We start from the raw sequence: 18,101 nt of genomic DNA, 5'->3' as shown, positions 1-18,101 counted from the left end.
TCTCCGCGCATGGACCGTTCACCGCACGACGGCGTGCTCCACCAGCAGCCGCCCGGCCGCCGCGATCGCCTGGGCGTCGATGCCCGCCTCGCGCAGCTGCTCCTCGGGCGTGGCCGAGCCCGGCATCGTACGGACGGCGAGACGCACCAGGCGGGGCATCGGGCGGCCGTCGAGGAAGGCGTCGAGGACCGCGTCGCCGATGCCGCCCTCTTCGCGGTGGTCCTCGACGGTGAGCAGACAGCCGGTCTGTTCGGCGGCCTCGCGCAGGGTGCGGCGGTCGACGGGCTTGACCGAGTACAGGTCGATCACCCGGACCTGGATGCCCTCGCGGTCCAGCGCCTCGGCGGCCTTCAGTGCCTCGTGGACGGTGATCCCGGCCGCGACGACCGTGAGCCGGTCGGTGTCCGAGGCGCGCAGCACCTTGCTGCCGCCCACCGGGAACTCCTCGGTGGGGCTGTAGATGACGGGGGTCTCGCCCCTGGACGTGCGCAGATAGCGGATGCCGTGGAGCCCGGCCATGGTTCCCACGAGCTTGGCGGTCTGGTTGGCGTCGCACGGGTAGAGCACGGTCGAGCCGTGCGTCGCGCGCATCATCGCCAGGTCCTCCAGGCCCATCTGCGAGGGCCCGTCCTGCCCGATGGACACGCCCGCGTGCGAGCCGACGAGGTTGATCCCGGCCCCGCTGATCGACGCCATGCGGATGAAGTCGTAGGCGCGGGTGAGGAACGCCGCGAACGTGGAGGCGTACGGCACCCAGCCACGCGCCGCGAGCCCCACGGCGGCGGCCACCAGCTGCTGTTCGGCGATGTAGCACTCGAAGAACCGGTCGGGGTGCTCCTTGGCGAAGAACTCGGCGCGCGTGGAGTCGCTCACCTCGCCGTCCAGGGCGACGATGTCACCGCGCGCGGTGCCGAGCCCGGCGAGGGCCTGCCCGTAGGCGTTGCGGGTGGCGACCTCGTCGCCGATCTCGTAGCGCGGCAGCTCCAGATGGCCGGTCCGTACGGCGTGCAGCATCCGGGCGGCGGGCGGCTGGGGGGCCTCGACGTGGATGTCCCGTACACCGCCGAGCTCGGCGATCGCCTCGTCGGCGTCCTTGAGGGGCTTGCCGTGCAGTCCCTCGCGGTCCTGGACGGACTCGACGCCCTTGCCCTTGAGGGTGCGGGCGAGGATCACGGTGGGCTGGCCCCTGGTGGACTCGGCCTCGCCGTACGCGCGGTCGACGGCGTCCACGTCGTGTCCGTCGATCTCGATCGTGTGCCAGCCGAAGGCGGCGAAGCGGCGGGCGTAGGCGTCCAGGTCGTGCCCGTGCCGGGTGGGGCCGCGCTGGCCGAGCCGGTTGACGTCGACGATCGCGGTGAGATTGTCCAGGTGTTCGTACGCGGCGTGCTCCGCGGCCTCCCAGATGGAGCCCTCGGCGAGTTCACTGTCCCCGCACAGCACCCACACCCGGTAGCCGGTGCGGTCCAGCCGCTTCCCGGCCAGCGCGATGCCGACGCCGACGGGCAGCCCCTGGCCGAGCGAGCCGGTGGCCGTCTCCACCCAGGGCAGCCGCTGCGGAGTCGGATGCCCTTCGAGCCGGCCGGCGAGCCTGCGGAAGGTCAGCAGCTCGGTCTCGTTGATCGCGCCGGCCGCCTTGTACACGGAGTACAGCAGGGGTGAGGCATGGCCCTTGGAGAGTACGAAACGGTCGTTGCCGGGGTGCTGGGGCCGGTCGAAGTCGTAGCGCAGATGCCGGGCGAGGAGGACCGCCATCAGCTCGGCGGCCGACATGGACGACGTGGGGTGCCCGGATCCCGCGGCGGCCGAGGCACGGATGCTGTCGACCCTCAGCTGCTGGGCCAGTTCGGTGAGTTGACGGGTGTTCATGAGTCTCCTTCCGAACCCGTACCGGGCTTCCGCGAGGCTTCTTGCGCCGCCGACCGGGAGGGTGGCCGCTCGGGTGCGCCCGGCACCGCGGTCGGTCCGGGCTTCGCCGGCGCGTGCTGCTCCTGTGCCACGCCGGGCTTCGCCGGCGCCCCCCTGTCCTTCGACGCCTCGGCCTTCTCCGGCATGTCCTTCTCAGCCCTGGCCTTCTCCGACCCACCCGGCACCCGCGCCAGCTCCGGTGACGCCGTGTCCAGCGGCACCGACCAGGACCGTACGAGGCCCAACTGGACGCCCTGGCGCGGCAGTACGGCGTCCAGGAGCCAGTCGGCGGCGACACGGACGCGGTTGCCGGGCATGGCGGCGAGGTGGTAGCCGCGGGTGACGGCTCCGGCGACGGGGCCGGACAGCGGTACGCCGAGCGGGTTGGCGGCGGCCTTGACCCCGCCGAGGTCGACGACGAAGCCCAGATCGCCGTGGCGGTAGGGCTTGGGCTCGCCGAGGCCGAGGGAGGCGGCGACGTTGTGACCGGCGACCTTGCCCTGCCGCCAGGCATGCTGGGCGGTCATGGGCGTGAAGTGCTTCTCCGGGGGAGATCCTCCGGACCCCCCGGAGCCGGGCTTGGTCAGATCGGGCACGGCTGCCGCGTCGCCGCAGGCGAACACCTCGGGACGGCCCGGCACGTGCAGCGTCGGCTCGACGAGCAGCCGACCGCGCTCCATCGGCAGCCCGAGCGATTCGGCGAGCGGGTCGGGCCGTACGCCCACGCACCACACCAGGGTGCGGGTGTCGACGAACTCCCCGTCCGTCAGCAGCACTCCGTTGTGCGTGGCCTCCTTGACGGAGGTCCCCATCCGTACCTCGACGCCCCGCTGCCGCAGTACCCGGTCGGCGGTGTGCGACAGCTTCTCGTCCATCTCGGGCAGCACGCGCTCGGCGATGTCGAGCAGCAGCCAGCGGGGCCGTACGCCCTGCCACAGCGGCTGTTTGCGTACCAGCTCATCGGTGAACAGCTGTCCCTGGGCGGCGACCTCCGTCCCGGTGTACCCGGCGCCGACCACCACGAAGGTGCAGCGCGACCGGCAGCTCTTGGGGTCCGCGGCGCCGGCGGCCAGCTCCACCTGGCGGGTCACATGGTCCCTGAGGTACAGCGCCTCGGGAAGGCCGCGGAAGCCATGGGCGTGCTCGGCGACGCCCGGGATGGGCAGCAGCTTGTTGACGCTGCCGGCCGCGAGCACCAGCCGGTCGTAGGCCAGGGTGCCGACGCCGCCCTCGGGGTCCGCGTAGTGCACGGTGCGCGCGTCGAGGTCGATGGCGTCGGCCTCGCCGAGCACCAGGCGCACATGGCGGAGCGTGCCGGTGAGGGAGACGGTGACCCGGCGCGGCTCCAGGATGCCGGCGGCGACCTGGGGCAGCAGGGGGAGGTACAGGAAGTAGTCGGTCGGGTTGAGCAGGGTGATGTCGGCCTTGTTCCGGGTCAGCCGCGACAGGGTGCGGGCCGTCCGGTATCCGGCGAAGCCGGCACCGACGATCACGATGCGGGGTCGACTCACGATTCGCCTCCGGCGGGGTCGCGCATACGGAGTCCTCGGAGTGCTCACGGACGCAGGGGTCCTGAGAGTGCTCGGACGTATGGGTCCTGTGTCGTACGGGCCTTCCGCGTCCCCCTGGTCACGGCGCCCAAACCCGATCGGGAACCGATCGGGCGCCCGAACGACCATGGGTTTCCACTGTGGCCTCCGGGTACTCGGACCGCGACCCGACCCACACCCCGTCGCGGAGGTGCTCTCCATGCCCGAGTACGGCTACTTCCTGGCGACCGAGGAGTTCGCCCCCGCGGAGCTGATCGAGCAGGCGAGAATGGCCGAGCAGGCGGGGTTCGAGTGCCTGTGGATCTCGGACCACTACCACCCGTGGAACGACGCGCAGGGTCAGAGCCCCTTCGTGTGGTCGGTGATCGGCGCCCTCTCGGAGGCCGTGTCGCTGCCGATCGAGACGGCGGTGACCTGCCCCACCGTCCGGATCCATCCGGCGGTGGTGGCACAGGCCGCGGCGACCGGCGCGGTGATGACCGGCGGCCGGTTCCGCCTCGGCCTCGGCTCGGGCGAGGCGCTCAACGAGCACATCCTCGGCACGCGCTGGCCGTCGGCGGACGTCCGGCTGGAGATGCTGGAGGAGTCGATCCAGATCATGCGGCGGCTGTTCACCGGTGAGGAGGTCACCCACCACGGCCCCCACTACACCGTCGAGAACGCCCGCCTCTACACGGTCCCCGACGAGCCCGTCCCCATCGACGTCTCCGGCTTCGGCCCCAAGGCCACGGGGCTCGCGGCCCGCGTCGCCGACGGCTTCATCACGATGGGGCCCGACGAGGAACTGGTGGCCCAGTACCGCAAGGCCGGCGGGGGCACCGACCTCGTCAGCGGCGGTACGAAGGTGTGCTGGGGCCCCGACCGCGACGCCGCCGTCCGCACCGTCCACCGCCTCTGGTCCAACCAGCTCCTCCCCGGCGAGATGGGCCAGCTCCTCCCCACCCCCCGCCACTTCGAGCAGCTGGAACCCCTGGTCACCGAGGAAATGGTCAGCGAGAACACGATCTGCGGCGACAACGTCGACGACCACGTCTCCACCCTGACCGCCTTCACCCAGGCCGGCTTCGACCGCGTCTACGTCAACCAGATCGGCCCCGACCAACGAGGCTTCTTCGACTTCTACCGCACAAAGGTGCTACCACAACTCCAGAACAGCCACTGAGTCCCAGGGCCCAACGGCCGGCTTCAGCCCGGGCCAACGGCCGCGCAAGCCCCCGGGCCGGGGCAACGGTGTGAAGCCCCAGCCAGGGCCACGGCCGACGCGGCGCTGAGGCCCCGCCCAGGGCGGCCATTGGAGTACCGGCTCAAGGCAGCCGCTGAAGCTCAGCTCCGCCCAGGACGAGCCGTTGGAGTACCGGTTCAAGGCGGCCAGTGAAGCCCGGTCCAGGGGGCCGCTGGGGGCGCACGACCAAGCGGGCCGCTGGGCCCCTCGGCCCGACCAGGGAAGCCACTGAAGCCCCAGCCAGGACGGCTGGAGTCCCGGTTCAAGACAGCCGCTGAAGCCCGGTCCAGAGGGCCGCTGAGGCGCACGACCAGCGGACCGCTGGGCCCCTCGGCCCGGCCAAGGCCGCTGGACCCCCTCGGCCAGACCAAGGAAGCCGCCGAAGCCCCGGCCAGGACGGCTGGAGTCCCGGTTCAAGACAGCCGCTGAAGCCCGGTCCAGAGGGCCGCTGAGGCGCACGACCAGCGGACCGCTGGGCCCCTCGGCCCGACCAAGGCCGCTGGACCCCCTCGGCCAGACCAAGGAAGCCGCCGAAGCCCCGGCACGGCAGACGTCGCCCTTCTTCCCGGCCCAGCGTTTCCGGCAGCTCCCCCGGCCCAGCCTTTCCAGCCGGCCGGGCCCAGTGTTTCCAACAGCTCTCGGCCCGGATGACGTCTCTCCCCGTCATCCGGGCCGAGCACTTCTTCCGCCGGCTAAGTCATCCCCGCCGCAACGGCGACCAGCCCCGGCGGCGCAGGCCGGCGGTTGCCGCGGCGGTCAGGCCGCCCAGCAGCAGGCCCGCGCCGACGCGGTTCCGGTTGCGGGAGGCCCAGTCCTGCGCGCTGTCCGGTCGTGCTTCCGCGTCGAAGCGGCCGTGGGCCCCGAAGTCCCGCCCATGGGGGCCGTCCGCCGGGCTCCACAGATTCCCGTAGCCGTCGTAACCGTCGCGATACCCCTGGTCGGCCCGGCCCGCCTGGTCCGCCTGGTCCTGTTGGGAGTCGAACCCGGTACGGGACAGGTACCGGTCGAGCAGCGCGGGCGCCACCGCGTTGGCGATCAGCGTCGCCGCAGTGGAGCCGCCCACCCAGTACTCCCGCCGGCGCCCGTGCCCGGCAGCGTGGACGATCGCCCGGGCCGCGACCTCCGGCTGGTAGATGGGGGCGACGGGCCGCGCCCGCCCCGGCATCCGGCTCAACACCCAGTCGAACTGGGGCGTGTTGACGGCCGGCAGCTGCACCATCGTCGTACGCACCCGCCTGCCCTCATGCAGCAACTCGCACCGCAGGGCCTCGTTGAAGCCCTGGATCGCGTGCTTGGCCCCGCAGTACGCGGACTGCAGCGGAATCCCCCGGTAGGCGAGCGCCGAGCCGACCTGGACGATCGTGCCGCGGTCGCGCGGCAGCATGTGCCGGAGCGCGGCGCGCGTCCCGAACACATAGCCCAGGTAGGTCACTTCGGTGACCCTCCGGTACTCGTCGGGCGAGATGTCGACGAACGGCGCGAAGACCCCGGCGAACGCGTTGTTGACCCACACGTCGATACGCCCGAAGGCGTCGACGACCTGCTGGGCCGCGTCCTCGACCGCCTTGGCGTCGGCCATGTCGACGGTGACGACCAGCGCCCCGCCCCCGGCCCGCTCCACCTCGTCGGCAGCCGCCGCCAGCCCCTCACGTCCCCGGGCGAGCAGCGCCACCCGGTCGCCCCGGGCGGCGAAGGCCAGGGCCGCGGCCCGGCCGACGCCGCCGCTGGCCCCGGTCACCACCACGGCTCTACGGCCTCGCGTCACCATGGCGTGCCACCGCTCACTGGGCCCGGTGATGCGGCGCCTCGGGGTCGACACCGGGGTGCGGCAGTGCCCCGGCCGCCGTACCCGGCGCCGGTCCGCCCGCCGCACCGGTCCCACCGCCGGGGGCGACGGGCGGCACCGGCGGATAACCGGCCGGCCCGAGCCCGCCCGGGGGCATCCCCGGCGCCGTACCGCCGACGACCCGGTCCCTGCCCGCCGCCTCCGCCTCGCGTTCGGGCGTGGGCCGCGACGCCGAGGGCCGGGCCGCGCCCCGCAGTACATACGCCACCGCACCGAGCACGACGGCCGTGATCAGCGCGGCGGCCCAGTCGGGCAGGCCCAGCGCGAGCGCCAGACCGAGGGCGAGCGCCAGGGCGGCACCGGCGTACAGGGCGACGGCGCCGGAGGCGGCGTACAGCGCGGCCGTACGCCGCTGCTTGCGGGTCTGCTGCCGCAGCTCGTCACGTACGGTCTCCCGGGCCACCAGCGCCAGCTCGTCGACCAGGTGCTTGTCCAGATGTTCCAGATGATCCAAGCGATCCATGGCCCCCGAGTACCCGGGCCCCCGCCCCCGTAACGCGGCGCGCGAGGCCGTACGCGCAGGGGACACACGGCGCGCTCACACCACGGCCACAACCCGGATCACCACGGAGATCCCGTGGACCCATCGGCTCGAACCCGCTGAAACGATCTCCTTCTCCACGGGCCCCAACTAGGCTCTCCCGCATGGAGATTCTCGGTACCACGCTCCGCATCTGCGTCGACGACCTGGAGGCCGCGGTCCCGTTCTACGAGAGACTCTCGGGCGGGCCGGCGATGCGCTTCGAGCGCGGTGGTGTCCAGGTCGCCGCCGTCGGTTGCTTCCTGCTGATGAGCGGCCCGGAGTCCGAGCTGGAGGTCCTGCGCAAGGTGGCCGCCACCATCGCGGTCGAGGACGTCGACGAGGCCCACCGGGTCCTGACCGACTCGGGCGCCCGGGTCCTGGCGGGCCCGGTGCCGACCCCCGTCGGCCGCAACCTGATCGCGGTGCACCCGGACGGCTCGGTGTACGAGTACGCGGACCGCCGCGCGACCGGGTAGCACCACTCACGGCCGCTCACGCACATCGGCCGATCGCTCACGTCGGCGGTCGCTCACGTCGGCGGTCGCTCACGTCGGCGGTCGTTCACGTCGGCCGGTCGTCTACGTCAACTCGTCGTCGCCGAAGTCCTCCTCGTCCCTGATCCGCACCGCGGCCTCCTCGGCCGACAGTCCGCTGGTCGCGCCCTCCTGGGAGTAGACGTCCTGGTCGCGGGGCAGATCGGGGTCGGGCTCGTCGTACAGCAGCCCGGCCGGTGCCTCGGGTTCTCCGGGCTCGGCGCCGGGGTCGATCTCCGGCTCCTCGTCCGCCAGCCGCTCGTCGAGGGACTCGCGTTCGATGACCTCGTTGACGGTGGTGTCGCGTACCTCGGCGATCGTCGGCTCGTCCCCGGCCACGGGCAGCTGCTGCGGATCGCTCGACCACTGCTGTTCCGGCGTCCCGTCCTGCAGATCGGGCATGCCCTCGTCCTCGGGGTCGGCCCCGGGATCGTGCGGCCTCCTGCTCATGGTCCGCCTCCTTCCCGCGTTCGATCGTTCTTCGAGCGGGGCGGGTGCCCCTCAGCCGACCGATCAGTCCCCGGCGCGACCGGCGAAGGCGGACACGACGATGTCGGTGAGCAGCGCGCCCGCCGTGCCCTCGGGGTCCAGATCCGGGTCGTAGATGGTGATGTTGAGGCCGACGCAGTGCGGTGAGGTGACCAATGGGCCGAGCAGCGCGGTCAGTTCGTCGGGCAGCAGTCCGTCGGGGTCGGGGCTGTCGACGGCGGGCATGACGGACGGGTCGAGCACGTCGGCGTCGAGGTGCACCCAGAAGCCCTCCGGCTCCGGTGGCTCGAAGCTCAGCGCGGTGACCCGGGCGAGATCGTCCGCGCCCCAGGTCCGCAGATCACCGACGGTGACGACGGGGATCTTCAGGGCGGCCAGCTCGGCCCGGTCGTCCTCGAACTCGTCCCGGATGCCGAAGAGCCGTACGTCCTCGTCCCGCAGATACGGCTTCAGCCCCTCCAGATCGGTCAGGTCGTCCTGCCCGCGCCCGGTGACGAGCGCCAGCTCCTCGCCGCCGGCCGCCCCGATCCGGTCGGAGTTCCCGGGATGCCGGAAGTCGGCGGAGGCGTCGATCGCGACCAGCCCGTACCGCCCGATCCGGCGCATCGCGAGCGAGGCGCCGAGCTGGATCGAACAGTCACCGCCGAGGACGACGGGCAGTTCACCGGCGCGCAGATGCCGCTCGATCCGGTCGGCGAGCTTGCGCGTGTACGAGGCGATCGCGGCGGCGTTGAAGACCCCGTCGCCCTCCTGCCAGTCCTCCCGGTCATAGCGCGGCGGCACGACCACCCCGCCCTCCAGCGCCCCGAGCCGCCGCACGATCCCCTGCTCCCGCAGGGCCCCGGCAAGCTTGTAACAGCCGGGGACGGTACCCGGGGCGGGCGGCCGTAGGCCGAGGTTGGAGGGGGCGTCCAGGACGACGATGTTGTTCGGCATGGGAGTCATCCTGCGGGACGGGGGACGGCGCTGGAAGGCGAATCGGCCATCCGCTCGACCCGGCGCCCGTGGACGTTCCACCACTCCGCCTCCGCGATCGCGGGCGTTCCACCGCTCCGCCTCCGCGATCGCGGGCGTTCCACCGCTCCACCTCCGCGATCGTGGGCGCTCCACCGCTCCACCTCCGCGGTTGTGGGCGCTCCACCTCCGCGGCGGCTGCGAGCCGCCCCGGCTCAGCCCGGCTGCGAGCGCTTGGCTCACCCGGACGACCGCGGGCGCCGCATCTCCGCCGTGAGCGCCCACCGCTGATGGTCCCGCCACGCCCCGTCGATGAACAGGAAGTCCGGCGAGAACCCCTCCAGCCGGAACCCGCACCGCCGGGCCAGCGCGATGGAGGCGGCGTTCCCGGGCTGCACATTGATCTCCAGCCGGTGCAGCCCCATGGCCCCGAACGCGTGGTCGACGACCAGGCCGAGCCCTTCCCCCATCAGCCCCCGCCCGGCGGCGTGCGCGAAGGCCCCGTATCCCAGGGCACCGCACTGGAAGCCGCCCTCCACGATGTTGTTGATGTTGATGAACCCGGCGATCCCCCCGCCGTCCAGCTCGCACACCAGGAACCCGGCCCTCGTCGGATCCTCGATCAGCCGCCCCGCATACGCGGCGTACGCGACGGCCGTGGTCGGCGGGAACAGCCACGGTTGATGCAGACCCTTGCTCTCCCGCGCCCGCGCGACGAACTCGGCACCGTCCTCAAGGGTGAAGTGCCGTATGCCCACGCGAGGGCCCACGGCGAGATAGCGCACGTTCTCGGACACCCGCACACGGTACGCCGCCCCCGACGCGCCCGCCGCTCCTGCAGCCGTCGGCACCCGCTCCTCACCCCCGCCGCTTCGTGAAGTACACCCCGCACAGCGCCCCGATCACTCCCGTCCCCAGCAACGCCATCCACAGCGGCATCGTGACCTCGGGGATCAGCAGCCGGATCTCCGTGTGCCGGGTGTTCTCGAAAATGAACACGAGCCCGAGCAGGGCAAGCACACCGAAGGTCACCCTGCCGGGCGTCAGCACCTCGCCCCACTCCCGACGCCCCCGCGCCCTGCCCCTGTCCGATGCGGTCGTCTTCGGGCTCATACGACCAGAATGCGGCGCGGAAGCGGACGCCGCATCCCGGTGGGAAGTGCCTCCGGGGTGGGCCCCCCGGAGCCTCCGGGAGGGAACCACCCCGGCCTGGCGCCTCTCAGGTCAACGCCGGCTCGTCCAGGGTCAACGTGCCCGCCTCCGTGTCCAGTTCGGCCGTCACCCCGAACGGGATCGTCAGCGCCCCCTCCCTGTGGCCGAAGCCGAACTCCTCCACGATCGGCACCCCGAGACCGCCGAGGCGGTCGACGAGGAGGGCGCGGAGGTCGTCGTACGGGTCGCACTGTGCCCAGGAGCCGAGGAGGATGCCGGCGACGCCGTCGAGCCAGCCGGCGCGGAGGAGTTGGGTGAGGTAGCGGTCGAGGCGGTAGGTCTCCTCTCCGACGTCCTCCAGGCAGAGCAGGGCACCCCGCGCGGACGGACGGGCGTGCGGGGCGCCGAGTTCGGCGGCGAGGAGACACAGGCAGCCGCCGAGTACGACGCCTCGGGCGCGGCCGGGTACGAGCGGCGCGCTTCCCTCGGCCGCCGTGATCGTCCGGACGGACTCCGGGTCGAACAGGGTGGCCCGCAGATGCTCCTGGGCGCGGGTGTTCTTGAGGAAGTCGACGCCGGCGACCATCGGGCCGTGCAGGGTGACCAGTCCCGCCCGAGTGGCGAAGGCCTCGTGGAGTGCGGTGATGTCGCTGAAGCCGACGAGTGGCTTCGGTCGCGCCGCCCGGATCGCGTCCCAGTCGAGGAGGTCGACCATCCGCTGTACGCCGTAGCCGCCACGGGCGCACAGCACGGCGTCCACGGACGGGTCGCACCAGGCGGCCCGGAAGTCGGCCGCCCGGTCGGCGTCCGTGCCCGCGAGATAGTCGAAGCCGGGGTGCCGGTCGAGCGTGTGGGGCGCGACCACGGGGTCGAGGTCCCAGCCGCGCAGGATGTCCAGCCCGGCACTGAGCCGCTCCTCGGGCACCGGCCCACTGGGCGCGACGACGGCCACCCGCGCACCGGGCGTGAGACGGGCGGGCCGGGTGAGGGCGGCGGAGCCGGGCAGCGGCGTGGCGCCCGGCAGAGGCGTGGACGTTGCGCGCAGCAGAGACGCGGCGCCCGGCAGAGGGGTCGGGCCGGTCGGCGAGGGGGTCGTCACTTGGTGAGCTCCAGGGTAGGGATTCCTGGGGGATTCAACCCGAAGACCTGCGCGTACAGCGACAGCTCGGCCTCCAGGACCCGCACCATCGTCTCCGCCCGCCGGAATCCGTGCCCCTCCCCCTCGAAGGCGATGTACGCGTACGGCACCTGCCGCCCCTCCATCCTCGCCAGGAACCGCTCGCACTGCGCGGGCGGGCAGATCACGTCGTCGAGGCCCTGCAACAGCAGGAACGGCGCGGTGATCCGGTCGGCGTGCTCGGCGGGCGACCGTTCCACGTACCGCACCGGCTCCTCGGCCAGCGGCCCGACCAGGCTCTCCAGGTACTGGGATTCGAAGTCATGGGTTTCCCCCGATCCCCAGCTCGTGAGGTCGAGGATGGGATACAGAATGGTTCCGCAGCCGTAGACATCGGTCGTGGTGAGGGAGACCGCCGAGGTCCAGCCGCCCGCGCTGCCGCCCCGGACGGCGAGTCTGGTGCGGTCGGCGGTGCCCTCGTCGGCGAGGGCGAGCGCGACGGCCGCGCAGTCCTCGACATCGACGACACCCCACTGCTCGCGCAGCCGGTTGCGGTACTCCCGCCCGTATCCGGCGGACCCGCCGTAGTTGACCTCTGCGACGCCGATGCCGCGTGAGGTGAAGTACGCGATCGCCAGGTCGAGGACCAGGGGCGCGCGGCTGGTGGGCCCGCCGTGCGCCCAGACGACGTACGGCGGCAGTTCGGTGCCGGGGGCGACGTGGTCGGGGTTGTGCGGGGGATAGATGTGCGCGTGGATCTCGCGCCCGGCGGGGCCGAGGAAGGTGCGGATCCGGGGTTCCGGGTAGTACGCGGGGTCCACCGGGTCCTTGTGCGCGGCCCCGATCACCCGGGCGTCGCCGGTCCGGGCGTCCAGCTCGACCACCTCGTACGCGCTCCGGGGGCCGGCGCCGATGCCGAGCACCCGGCCGCCGTGCACGGCGAGCGTCGGGGCGAACTCGGTCCACGGGCCCGCCGCGTCCACGACCTGGCCGGTCTCGGGGTCGAGGATGCCGAGCGCGGTGGCGCCCCGCCCGTGCACCACGGCGATCGACCCGCCCTCCAGCAGCGCGAACCAGCGCCAGCCGATCCTCCACAGCGGCCCGCCGAACTCCTCCTCGCGGGCACAGAGAGCCGTACGGACTCCGTCGTGGCCCCGGCGGTACAGGTTCCAGTAGCCGGTGCGGTCACTGGAGTACACGAGGGTTCCGTCGGCGGCCCACTCCACCTGGGCGATCGACTCGTCCGGGCCGCCCTCGACGGTCCGGGCGTCACGGAGGGTGCCGTCGTCGTCGACCTCCGCGACGACCAGCTCCGTGCCGTCCCAGGGCATCCGGGGGTGGTCCCAGGCGAGCCACGCCGCGCGACGACCGTCGGGAGACAGCCGGGGCCCGGTCACGAACCGGTGGTCGGCGTCGGTGAGCTCCCGTACGGCCTTCCGGTCCTCGGCCGCCGAGCCGTCCAGCGGCACGGCCGCGACGACCCGTCGTACGTCGGTGGGCCCCTCCCCCGTGAACTCCTCCAGCACGCACCACACCTCGCCGCGCTCCGGGTGGAGCTGCGGGTCGACCCAGTGCAGTCCACCGCCCACGGACGAGACGGGGGTGAGCGGGCACGGCTCGCCTCCCGGTTCGTACCGGTAGAGACGCTGGTCGGCGAAGTTCACGAACACCACGAGGGGGCCGTCGTCCCGCATCACGCCGGCCCAGGGCTGACCGCCGTACTCGATGACCCGGCTGCGCACGTTCCACGGCGCCGGCAGCACCGACTCCTCCGTGCCGCCCGCCCGTCTCCCGCCACCGCCCTTCCAAGGCGGCGCTTCGCGCCCCACCTCCTGATTCCGCCGCCGGACCAGGGTGCGCCGTCCGCCCTCTCCGGGGCGCGGCTCGGTCCACCACGCCTCGTCGCCGACGAAGCCCACGAACTCGGGATGGCCGTCGTGGGCCGCCGCGAGCGACGCGTCGATCGGCGAGCGCCACGAACCGTACGCCAGGGTCTGCACCATGTCCCCCTTTTCCCTTGGCCCGATGTCTCCCATGTCTCCCCCGTCCTTCGTCGGTCTAGGCCGTCCGCAGGAAACGGTCGAGCACGCGGACGCCGAAGTGGAGTGCCTCGACCGGGACGCGTTCGTCCACGCCGTGGAAGAGGGCGGCGTAGTCGAAGCCCTCGGGGAGCTTCAGCGGTGAGAAGCCGTAGCCGGTGATGCCGAGCCGTGAGAACTGCTTGGCGTCCGTGCCGCCCGGCATGCAGTACGGCACGACATGTCCCTCGGGCGCGAACTCCTCGACGGCGGCCCGCATCCGCGCGAACGTCACCGAGTCCACCGGCGCCTGGAGGGCGACCTCGCGGTGGTGGTACTCCCACGACACATCGGGCCCGGTGAGCCGGTCGAGGGTGTCCCGGAACTCTTCCTCGCCGCCGGGCAGATACCGGCCGTCCACATACGCGACGGCCTCCCCGGGAATCACATTGATCTTGTAACCGGCGTCCAGCATGGTCGGGTTGGCGCTGTTGCGCAGAGTCGCCTCGACCAAGGCGGCGGCCGGACCGAGCTTGTCCAGCAGACGGTCGACGCCGTCGGGATCGAGACGATCGGCCCCCTGTGGGTCGTGGAGGGCGTCGCTCTCGATGCCGTACAGCGCGGCCAGTTCGGTGAGGGCCGCCTGTACGGTCGGGGTGAGCCGGACGGGCCACTCGTGGGTGCCGATCCGGGCGATCGCCGCCGCGAGGCGGGTGACCGCGTTGGCCCGGTTCACCTTGGAGCCGTGGCCGGCCCGGCCGCGCGCGGTGAGCTTGAGCCAGCCGGTGCCGCGCTCCCCGGCCGCGATCGGGTAGAGCTGCCGGCCGGCTCCGTCGTGGAAGGTGAACGCGCCCGACTCGCTGATGCCCTCGGTGCAGCCCTCGAAGAGGCCGGGATGCTCGTCGGCGAGGAACCCGGAGCCGTCCTCGGCGCTCGCCTCCTCGTCGGCGGTGAACGCGATCACGATGTCCCGGCGCGGCCGTACGCCTTCGCGTGCCCAGTGCCGTACGACGGCGAGGATCATCGCGTCCATGTTCTTCATGTCGACCGCGCCCCGGCCCCAGACCACACCGTCGCGGATCTCCCCGGAGAACGGGTGCACGCTCCAGTCCTCCGCCCGGGCCGGCACCACGTCCAGATGGCCGTGGACGAGCAGCGCGTCGGCTTCGGGGTCGGTGCCCTCGATCCGCGCGACGACGTTCGTACGGCCCTCGGTGCGCTCCAGCAGCGTGGGGGCGAGGCCGGCCTCGGCCAGCCGTGCGGCGGCGTACTCGGCGGCGGGCCGCTCCCGGCAGTCCCCGCCGCCGCGGTTGGTGGTGTCGATGCGGATGAGGTCGGAGGTGAAGCGGACCACCTCGTCCAGGGCCTGCTGATCCACGGTTGCCGCCTGAATGGATTCCGCCTGCACGGGTGCTGCCTGCTCAGCCATATGTCTCCTCCACCGCGGCCGAGACGATCGTGGTGACCGCCTTGAAGGTACGGATGCCCTCGTACATGGTCGGGCTGGTGTACGCGACCTTGCGTTCACCGATACGCGCGACGCCGGGCACGACGGTCGCGGCCATCGCCAGATGCTCGGCGTCGAACTCCAGCGCCACGGTGAACGGGCCTCCCGCGACCGGTTCGTGACGCACCGCCAGCGACGCGGCCTCCTTCGCCGCCGCGCGGATGTCGGCGGCCGTCCGCGCCGGGGTACGGCACACCGCCGCGTACCGCGACACATGGTCCTTGACCGCCACCTTCAACGCCTCCGGCGCGTACCCCAGGGCGTCCTCGCAGGCCACGTCGTCACCGGTGACCAGCACGACCGGCACCCCGTACTCGGCGACGACATGGGAGTTGAGCAGCCCCTCACTGGCCCGCTCGTCATTGACCCACACACCGGTGATGGAGTTCGCGAGATACGTGTGGGCGAGGACCCCCTCCATGCCCGCCCCCGCGTGATAGCCGACGAACGCGATCCCGTCCACGTCCCCGTGCTGCACACCCTCGACCATCGACAGCGCCTTGTGCCGCCCCGTCAGCATCTGCGCCCGCTCGTCCAACCGCTCCAGCAGCAGATTCCGCATCGTCCAGTGCGCCTCGTTGATCAGCACCTCGTCGGCACCGCCGTCGAAGAACCCGAGCACAGCGGCGTTCACATCCGACGTGAACATCGAACGGCACCGCTCCCACTGCGGCGTACCCGGCAACACATCGGCCGGCCAGGTGACTCCGGTGGCGCCCTCCATGTCGGCGCTGATGAGGATCTTCATGCCAGGCTCTGTCCTCTCCAGGTCAGAGAGCCGCAACGGCTCGGTGACATCAATTGTTGACATCAGTTTCGTCAGCTCTCAGCAGCGCCCCTACTCTGTCCAACGCCTTACGCTGTGCCTGGAGGGCAGTGTCAATCCCCTCGCAGCGTGGAGACGATCTATGCGGCCAGTCCCTCGGCGAGGGTGGCTCGGTAGTCGCGTTCGCAGTCGATCGGGCTCTTGAACCCGCACACGCTGTGCAGCCGCCTGGCGTTGTAGAAGTCGGTGATCCAGGTGGCGATCTTGATGCGTGCCTCGGTGCGGGCGCGGAAGGTGTGGCGGCGGCCCGCATCGAGCCCGCCGCAGCAGTGACCGACAGATCAACAGCCAGGACACCCGAAGGGTCGGTCGTAACAAGGGTCAGGCCACCACTGCGGCGATGATCCCATCCTCACAGTCGAAGCACGATCCGACTCCGCCCATGGGCTGGACCACGCCGAGCTTTCGACCGGCCCGCCTGAACTGCCGTGAGCAGTACTCGCCAGGTTCAACCAGTGGATGCAACACCGGCTTATGTGATCGATAGTAGATGGTCGTTGAGAGCTTCGGCGGGTGTCTTCCAACCGAGGCTCCTGCGAGGGCGACTGTTGAGGATGGCGGCGACCGCCTCGATATCCTCCGCCGCCCACCGGGAAAGGTCGGTGCCCTTCGGGAAGTATTGGCGCAACAGGCCGTTCGTGTTCTCGTTGGTGCCGCGCTGCCAGGGACTGTGCGGGTCGGCGAAGTAGACCGGGACGCCGGTCTCGATCGTGAACTGGGCGTGTGCCGACAGCTCCTTCCCGCGGTCCCAGGTCAGCGACCGCCATAGTTGCCCGGGCAGAGTGCCGACTGTGGCCGCAAGCGCGTCTTTCATCGTCACCGCGCCATAGCCGGCCAGCGGCGGCCCATTCTTGGTACGCGGGACGATGCCGTAGCCGTCCTGGCGGGGCAGGTGAACGAGCAGCGTGAATCGGGTTGTCCGCTCAACCAGCGTGCCGATCGCCGATCGCTCGAGTCCGATCAGGAGTCGGGTAGCGGGAGCGCATTGCTGCGCCCCCGCCCCCTCAGAACCGTGCAAGCAGCTGTTCGCCGCACACGGCTCAAGCAAGCCTCATGGGCTCGCGGTCAGGAGAAGGTGCGGGACTTGTCAGCTCGGCGGCTCCATTCTGCCGTTGACAATGGGTGTGGAGGAGACGGATTCGTTGATCGACCGGTGAGCCCCCGCCCGGGAACGCGACGTACTGCTTGGAGATCGCCTTCCCGAGGACGGCCCGCCACGCTTCCCATTCCTGCGGGCTTCGCGGCGGGTGGTCGGCGTGCAGCAGGAGCCCTCCGCAAACCGGGCAACGACCTTGTTGCGCCTGAAGCAGGCGCACGGTCATGCCGTCGACCGGCGGGGGTGGCCCTTTGCGACACCGCTCGGCCCAGTACGACTCCAGTGCCGGGTCGTCCGGGGACGCCCTGCCCTTGACCAACTGGTGCCGGACGATCTTCGTCCAGGAGAACTTGAGCAGGTAGGCGCCGCTGACGCGGTCGCCGAACACCCACCGGTCCCTCCTGGCCTTGTTGAACCGACCGAAGTACTTGTCGGATATCCAGTGCTTCGGCTTTTTCGGGTGGCTGCGTTTGGCCCACTTGTAAGCAAGCTTCCACATGTGATTGAGCCTTTTCAGTGGTGCCGCTCCAGGGTGAGGATGGCCTTGGCGATTGACGTCATGCGGTTCGGGCTGCACCGGGCGTGACGGAAGATTCGCCAGCACTTCAGGCGGGTGATGCCTCGTTCGACGGGTGCGCGAGTGGCGGCCAGGGCCCGGTTGACCGTCTGCTCGGTTGTGGTGAGTTCGCCATGGGGCGGCCGGCGCTTGGGGGTGGTGACCCACTCGCCCGCGCCGATGTAGGCCGTGTCGGCAAGGACGGGGACGCCCTGGCGCTCACAGATCCTGATGATCTTGTGTGTGCGGGCGGCGGTCAGGTCGTGTGTGCGTCCGGGCAGGGCAGGCGAGAGCCACAGCGTCCGGCCGTCCGGGTCCGTGACGACCTGCACGTTCACACCGTGCCGCTTGCGCTTGGTCGAGTAGTCCGCGCGTCCGTCGCCGACCCGGTCGCACTCGGCGAGCGTGCCGTCCACGAGAACGTAGTCGGGGTCTGCCTCGCGCAGGACCTTCAGCAGGCCCGGCGCCTTGTCCGCGAGGTACTCGACGACGGCGGTGACGTACGCGTGGGCGGTGCCGACGGAAATACGGAAACCTGCGGCCAGTTGCGCCAGGGGGTCGTGTCGGCGCAGGTATGCCAGAGCGATCACCGCACGCTCGGACGGCCGGAGTTTGCAGCGTCGGTCACCCTCGTGGGTGACGATCAGCATCGTCACCCACTCCACGAGTGCGTGCGGCAGGTCGAGTGCGGCAGGATATGGGACCAACAGGGCTCCTGAGCTGGAGAGTTGAGACCTAGACACCTCTCTCAACGGCATGGGAGCCCTGTCCGTTGCCTCCGGTCCCGCTGTCACTCATTCGGGGGCC

Annotated in this window: 16 protein-coding genes and 1 pseudogene; 2 read left to right on the top strand and 15 right to left on the bottom strand. The window is 71.6% G+C overall.

What is annotated here, in order from left to right:
- Positions 1–18 precede the first annotated feature (18 nt).
- The gene (locus STRIP9103_RS14615; RefSeq protein ID WP_009310772.1) at positions 19–1,866 is read right to left on the bottom strand and encodes a transketolase; all 1,848 of its coding nucleotides are present in this window, start codon (positions 1,864–1,866) and stop codon (positions 19–21) included.
- On the bottom strand, positions 1,863–3,416 hold the full coding sequence (locus STRIP9103_RS14610) for an NAD(P)/FAD-dependent oxidoreductase (RefSeq protein WP_009310775.1): 1,554 nt from the start codon (positions 3,414–3,416) through the stop codon (positions 1,863–1,865). Before STRIP9103_RS14610 ends, STRIP9103_RS14615 begins: the two co-directional genes overlap by 4 nt.
- Before the next feature lie 238 nt (positions 3,417–3,654).
- Between STRIP9103_RS14610 and STRIP9103_RS14605 the strand changes: the two genes are divergently transcribed.
- A complete protein-coding gene (locus tag STRIP9103_RS14605) occupies positions 3,655–4,617 on the top strand; it encodes an LLM class F420-dependent oxidoreductase (RefSeq protein WP_009310735.1) in 963 nt (320 codons plus the stop codon).
- A gap of 757 nt (positions 4,618–5,374) precedes the next feature.
- On the opposite strand, the gene STRIP9103_RS14600 is transcribed toward STRIP9103_RS14605, so the two are convergent.
- Positions 5,375–6,445 carry an SDR family oxidoreductase gene (locus STRIP9103_RS14600; protein WP_009310762.1) on the bottom strand — a complete coding sequence of 357 codons (1,071 nt, stop codon included), beginning with the start codon at positions 6,443–6,445 and terminating at the stop codon, positions 5,375–5,377.
- A gap of 13 nt (positions 6,446–6,458) precedes the next feature.
- Positions 6,459–6,986, bottom strand: a complete 528-nt coding sequence (locus STRIP9103_RS14595) for a phage holin family protein (protein WP_009310759.1) — start codon at positions 6,984–6,986, stop codon at positions 6,459–6,461.
- A gap of 182 nt (positions 6,987–7,168) precedes the next feature.
- On the opposite strand from STRIP9103_RS14595, the gene STRIP9103_RS14590 reads away from it, so the two are divergent.
- On the top strand, positions 7,169–7,522 hold the full coding sequence (locus STRIP9103_RS14590; RefSeq protein ID WP_009310742.1) for a VOC family protein: 354 nt from the start codon (positions 7,169–7,171) through the stop codon (positions 7,520–7,522).
- A gap of 102 nt (positions 7,523–7,624) precedes the next feature.
- Here the strand turns inward: STRIP9103_RS14590 and STRIP9103_RS14585 are convergent, their stop codons facing one another.
- The 11 genes and pseudogenes from STRIP9103_RS14585 to STRIP9103_RS14540 form a co-directional block, all read right to left on the bottom strand.
- Positions 7,625–8,029 carry a DUF5709 domain-containing protein gene (locus STRIP9103_RS14585; protein WP_009310733.1) on the bottom strand — a complete coding sequence of 135 codons (405 nt, stop codon included), beginning with the start codon at positions 8,027–8,029 and terminating at the stop codon, positions 7,625–7,627.
- A gap of 63 nt (positions 8,030–8,092) precedes the next feature.
- A complete protein-coding gene (locus STRIP9103_RS14580) occupies positions 8,093–9,004 on the bottom strand; it encodes an arginase family protein (protein ID WP_009310746.1) in 912 nt (303 codons plus the stop codon).
- Positions 9,005–9,261: 257 nt separating this feature from the next.
- The gene (locus tag STRIP9103_RS14575) at positions 9,262–9,819 is read right to left on the bottom strand and encodes a GNAT family N-acetyltransferase (protein ID WP_048820296.1); all 558 of its coding nucleotides are present in this window, start codon (positions 9,817–9,819) and stop codon (positions 9,262–9,264) included.
- A 61-nt stretch (positions 9,820–9,880) separates the two neighbouring features.
- Positions 9,881–10,135, bottom strand: coding sequence for a LapA family protein (locus tag STRIP9103_RS14570; protein WP_048820290.1), 255 nt, complete (start codon positions 10,133–10,135; stop codon positions 9,881–9,883).
- 106 nt (positions 10,136–10,241) lie between these two features.
- Entirely contained in the window at positions 10,242–11,126 is an 885-nt protein-coding gene (locus STRIP9103_RS14565) for a S66 peptidase family protein (RefSeq protein ID WP_048820295.1), read from the bottom strand.
- Positions 11,127–11,269: 143 nt separating this feature from the next.
- Entirely contained in the window at positions 11,270–13,294 is a 2,025-nt protein-coding gene (locus STRIP9103_RS14560) for a dipeptidyl-peptidase 5 (RefSeq protein ID WP_009310744.1), read from the bottom strand.
- 55 nt (positions 13,295–13,349) lie between these two features.
- Positions 13,350–14,738, bottom strand: a complete 1,389-nt coding sequence (locus STRIP9103_RS14555; protein WP_009310765.1) for a M20/M25/M40 family metallo-hydrolase — start codon at positions 14,736–14,738, stop codon at positions 13,350–13,352.
- A complete protein-coding gene (locus STRIP9103_RS14550) occupies positions 14,731–15,564 on the bottom strand; it encodes a M55 family metallopeptidase (RefSeq protein ID WP_009310740.1) in 834 nt (277 codons plus the stop codon). The genes STRIP9103_RS14555 and STRIP9103_RS14550 overlap by 8 nt, the downstream gene beginning before the upstream one ends.
- 550 nt (positions 15,565–16,114) lie before the next feature.
- A pseudogene (locus STRIP9103_RS14545) lies at positions 16,115–16,609 on the bottom strand (IS30 family transposase); the annotation flags it as partial.
- 73 nt (positions 16,610–16,682) lie between these two features.
- Positions 16,683–17,237, bottom strand: a complete 555-nt coding sequence (locus tag STRIP9103_RS49900; protein WP_158696877.1) for a hypothetical protein — start codon at positions 17,235–17,237, stop codon at positions 16,683–16,685.
- Positions 17,238–17,251: 14 nt separating this feature from the next.
- Complete coding sequence (locus STRIP9103_RS14540; protein ID WP_048820288.1) at positions 17,252–18,001, bottom strand: IS5/IS1182 family transposase; 750 nt, start codon at positions 17,999–18,001, stop codon at positions 17,252–17,254.
- Positions 18,002–18,101 lie beyond the last annotated feature (100 nt).

Source organism: Streptomyces ipomoeae 91-03 (genome assembly GCF_000317595.1).
Taxonomy (GTDB): domain Bacteria; phylum Actinomycetota; class Actinomycetes; order Streptomycetales; family Streptomycetaceae; genus Streptomyces; species Streptomyces ipomoeae.
The sequence above is the reverse complement of the archived record's forward strand: the minus strand, read 5'-3'. Positions and strand labels throughout refer to the sequence as shown.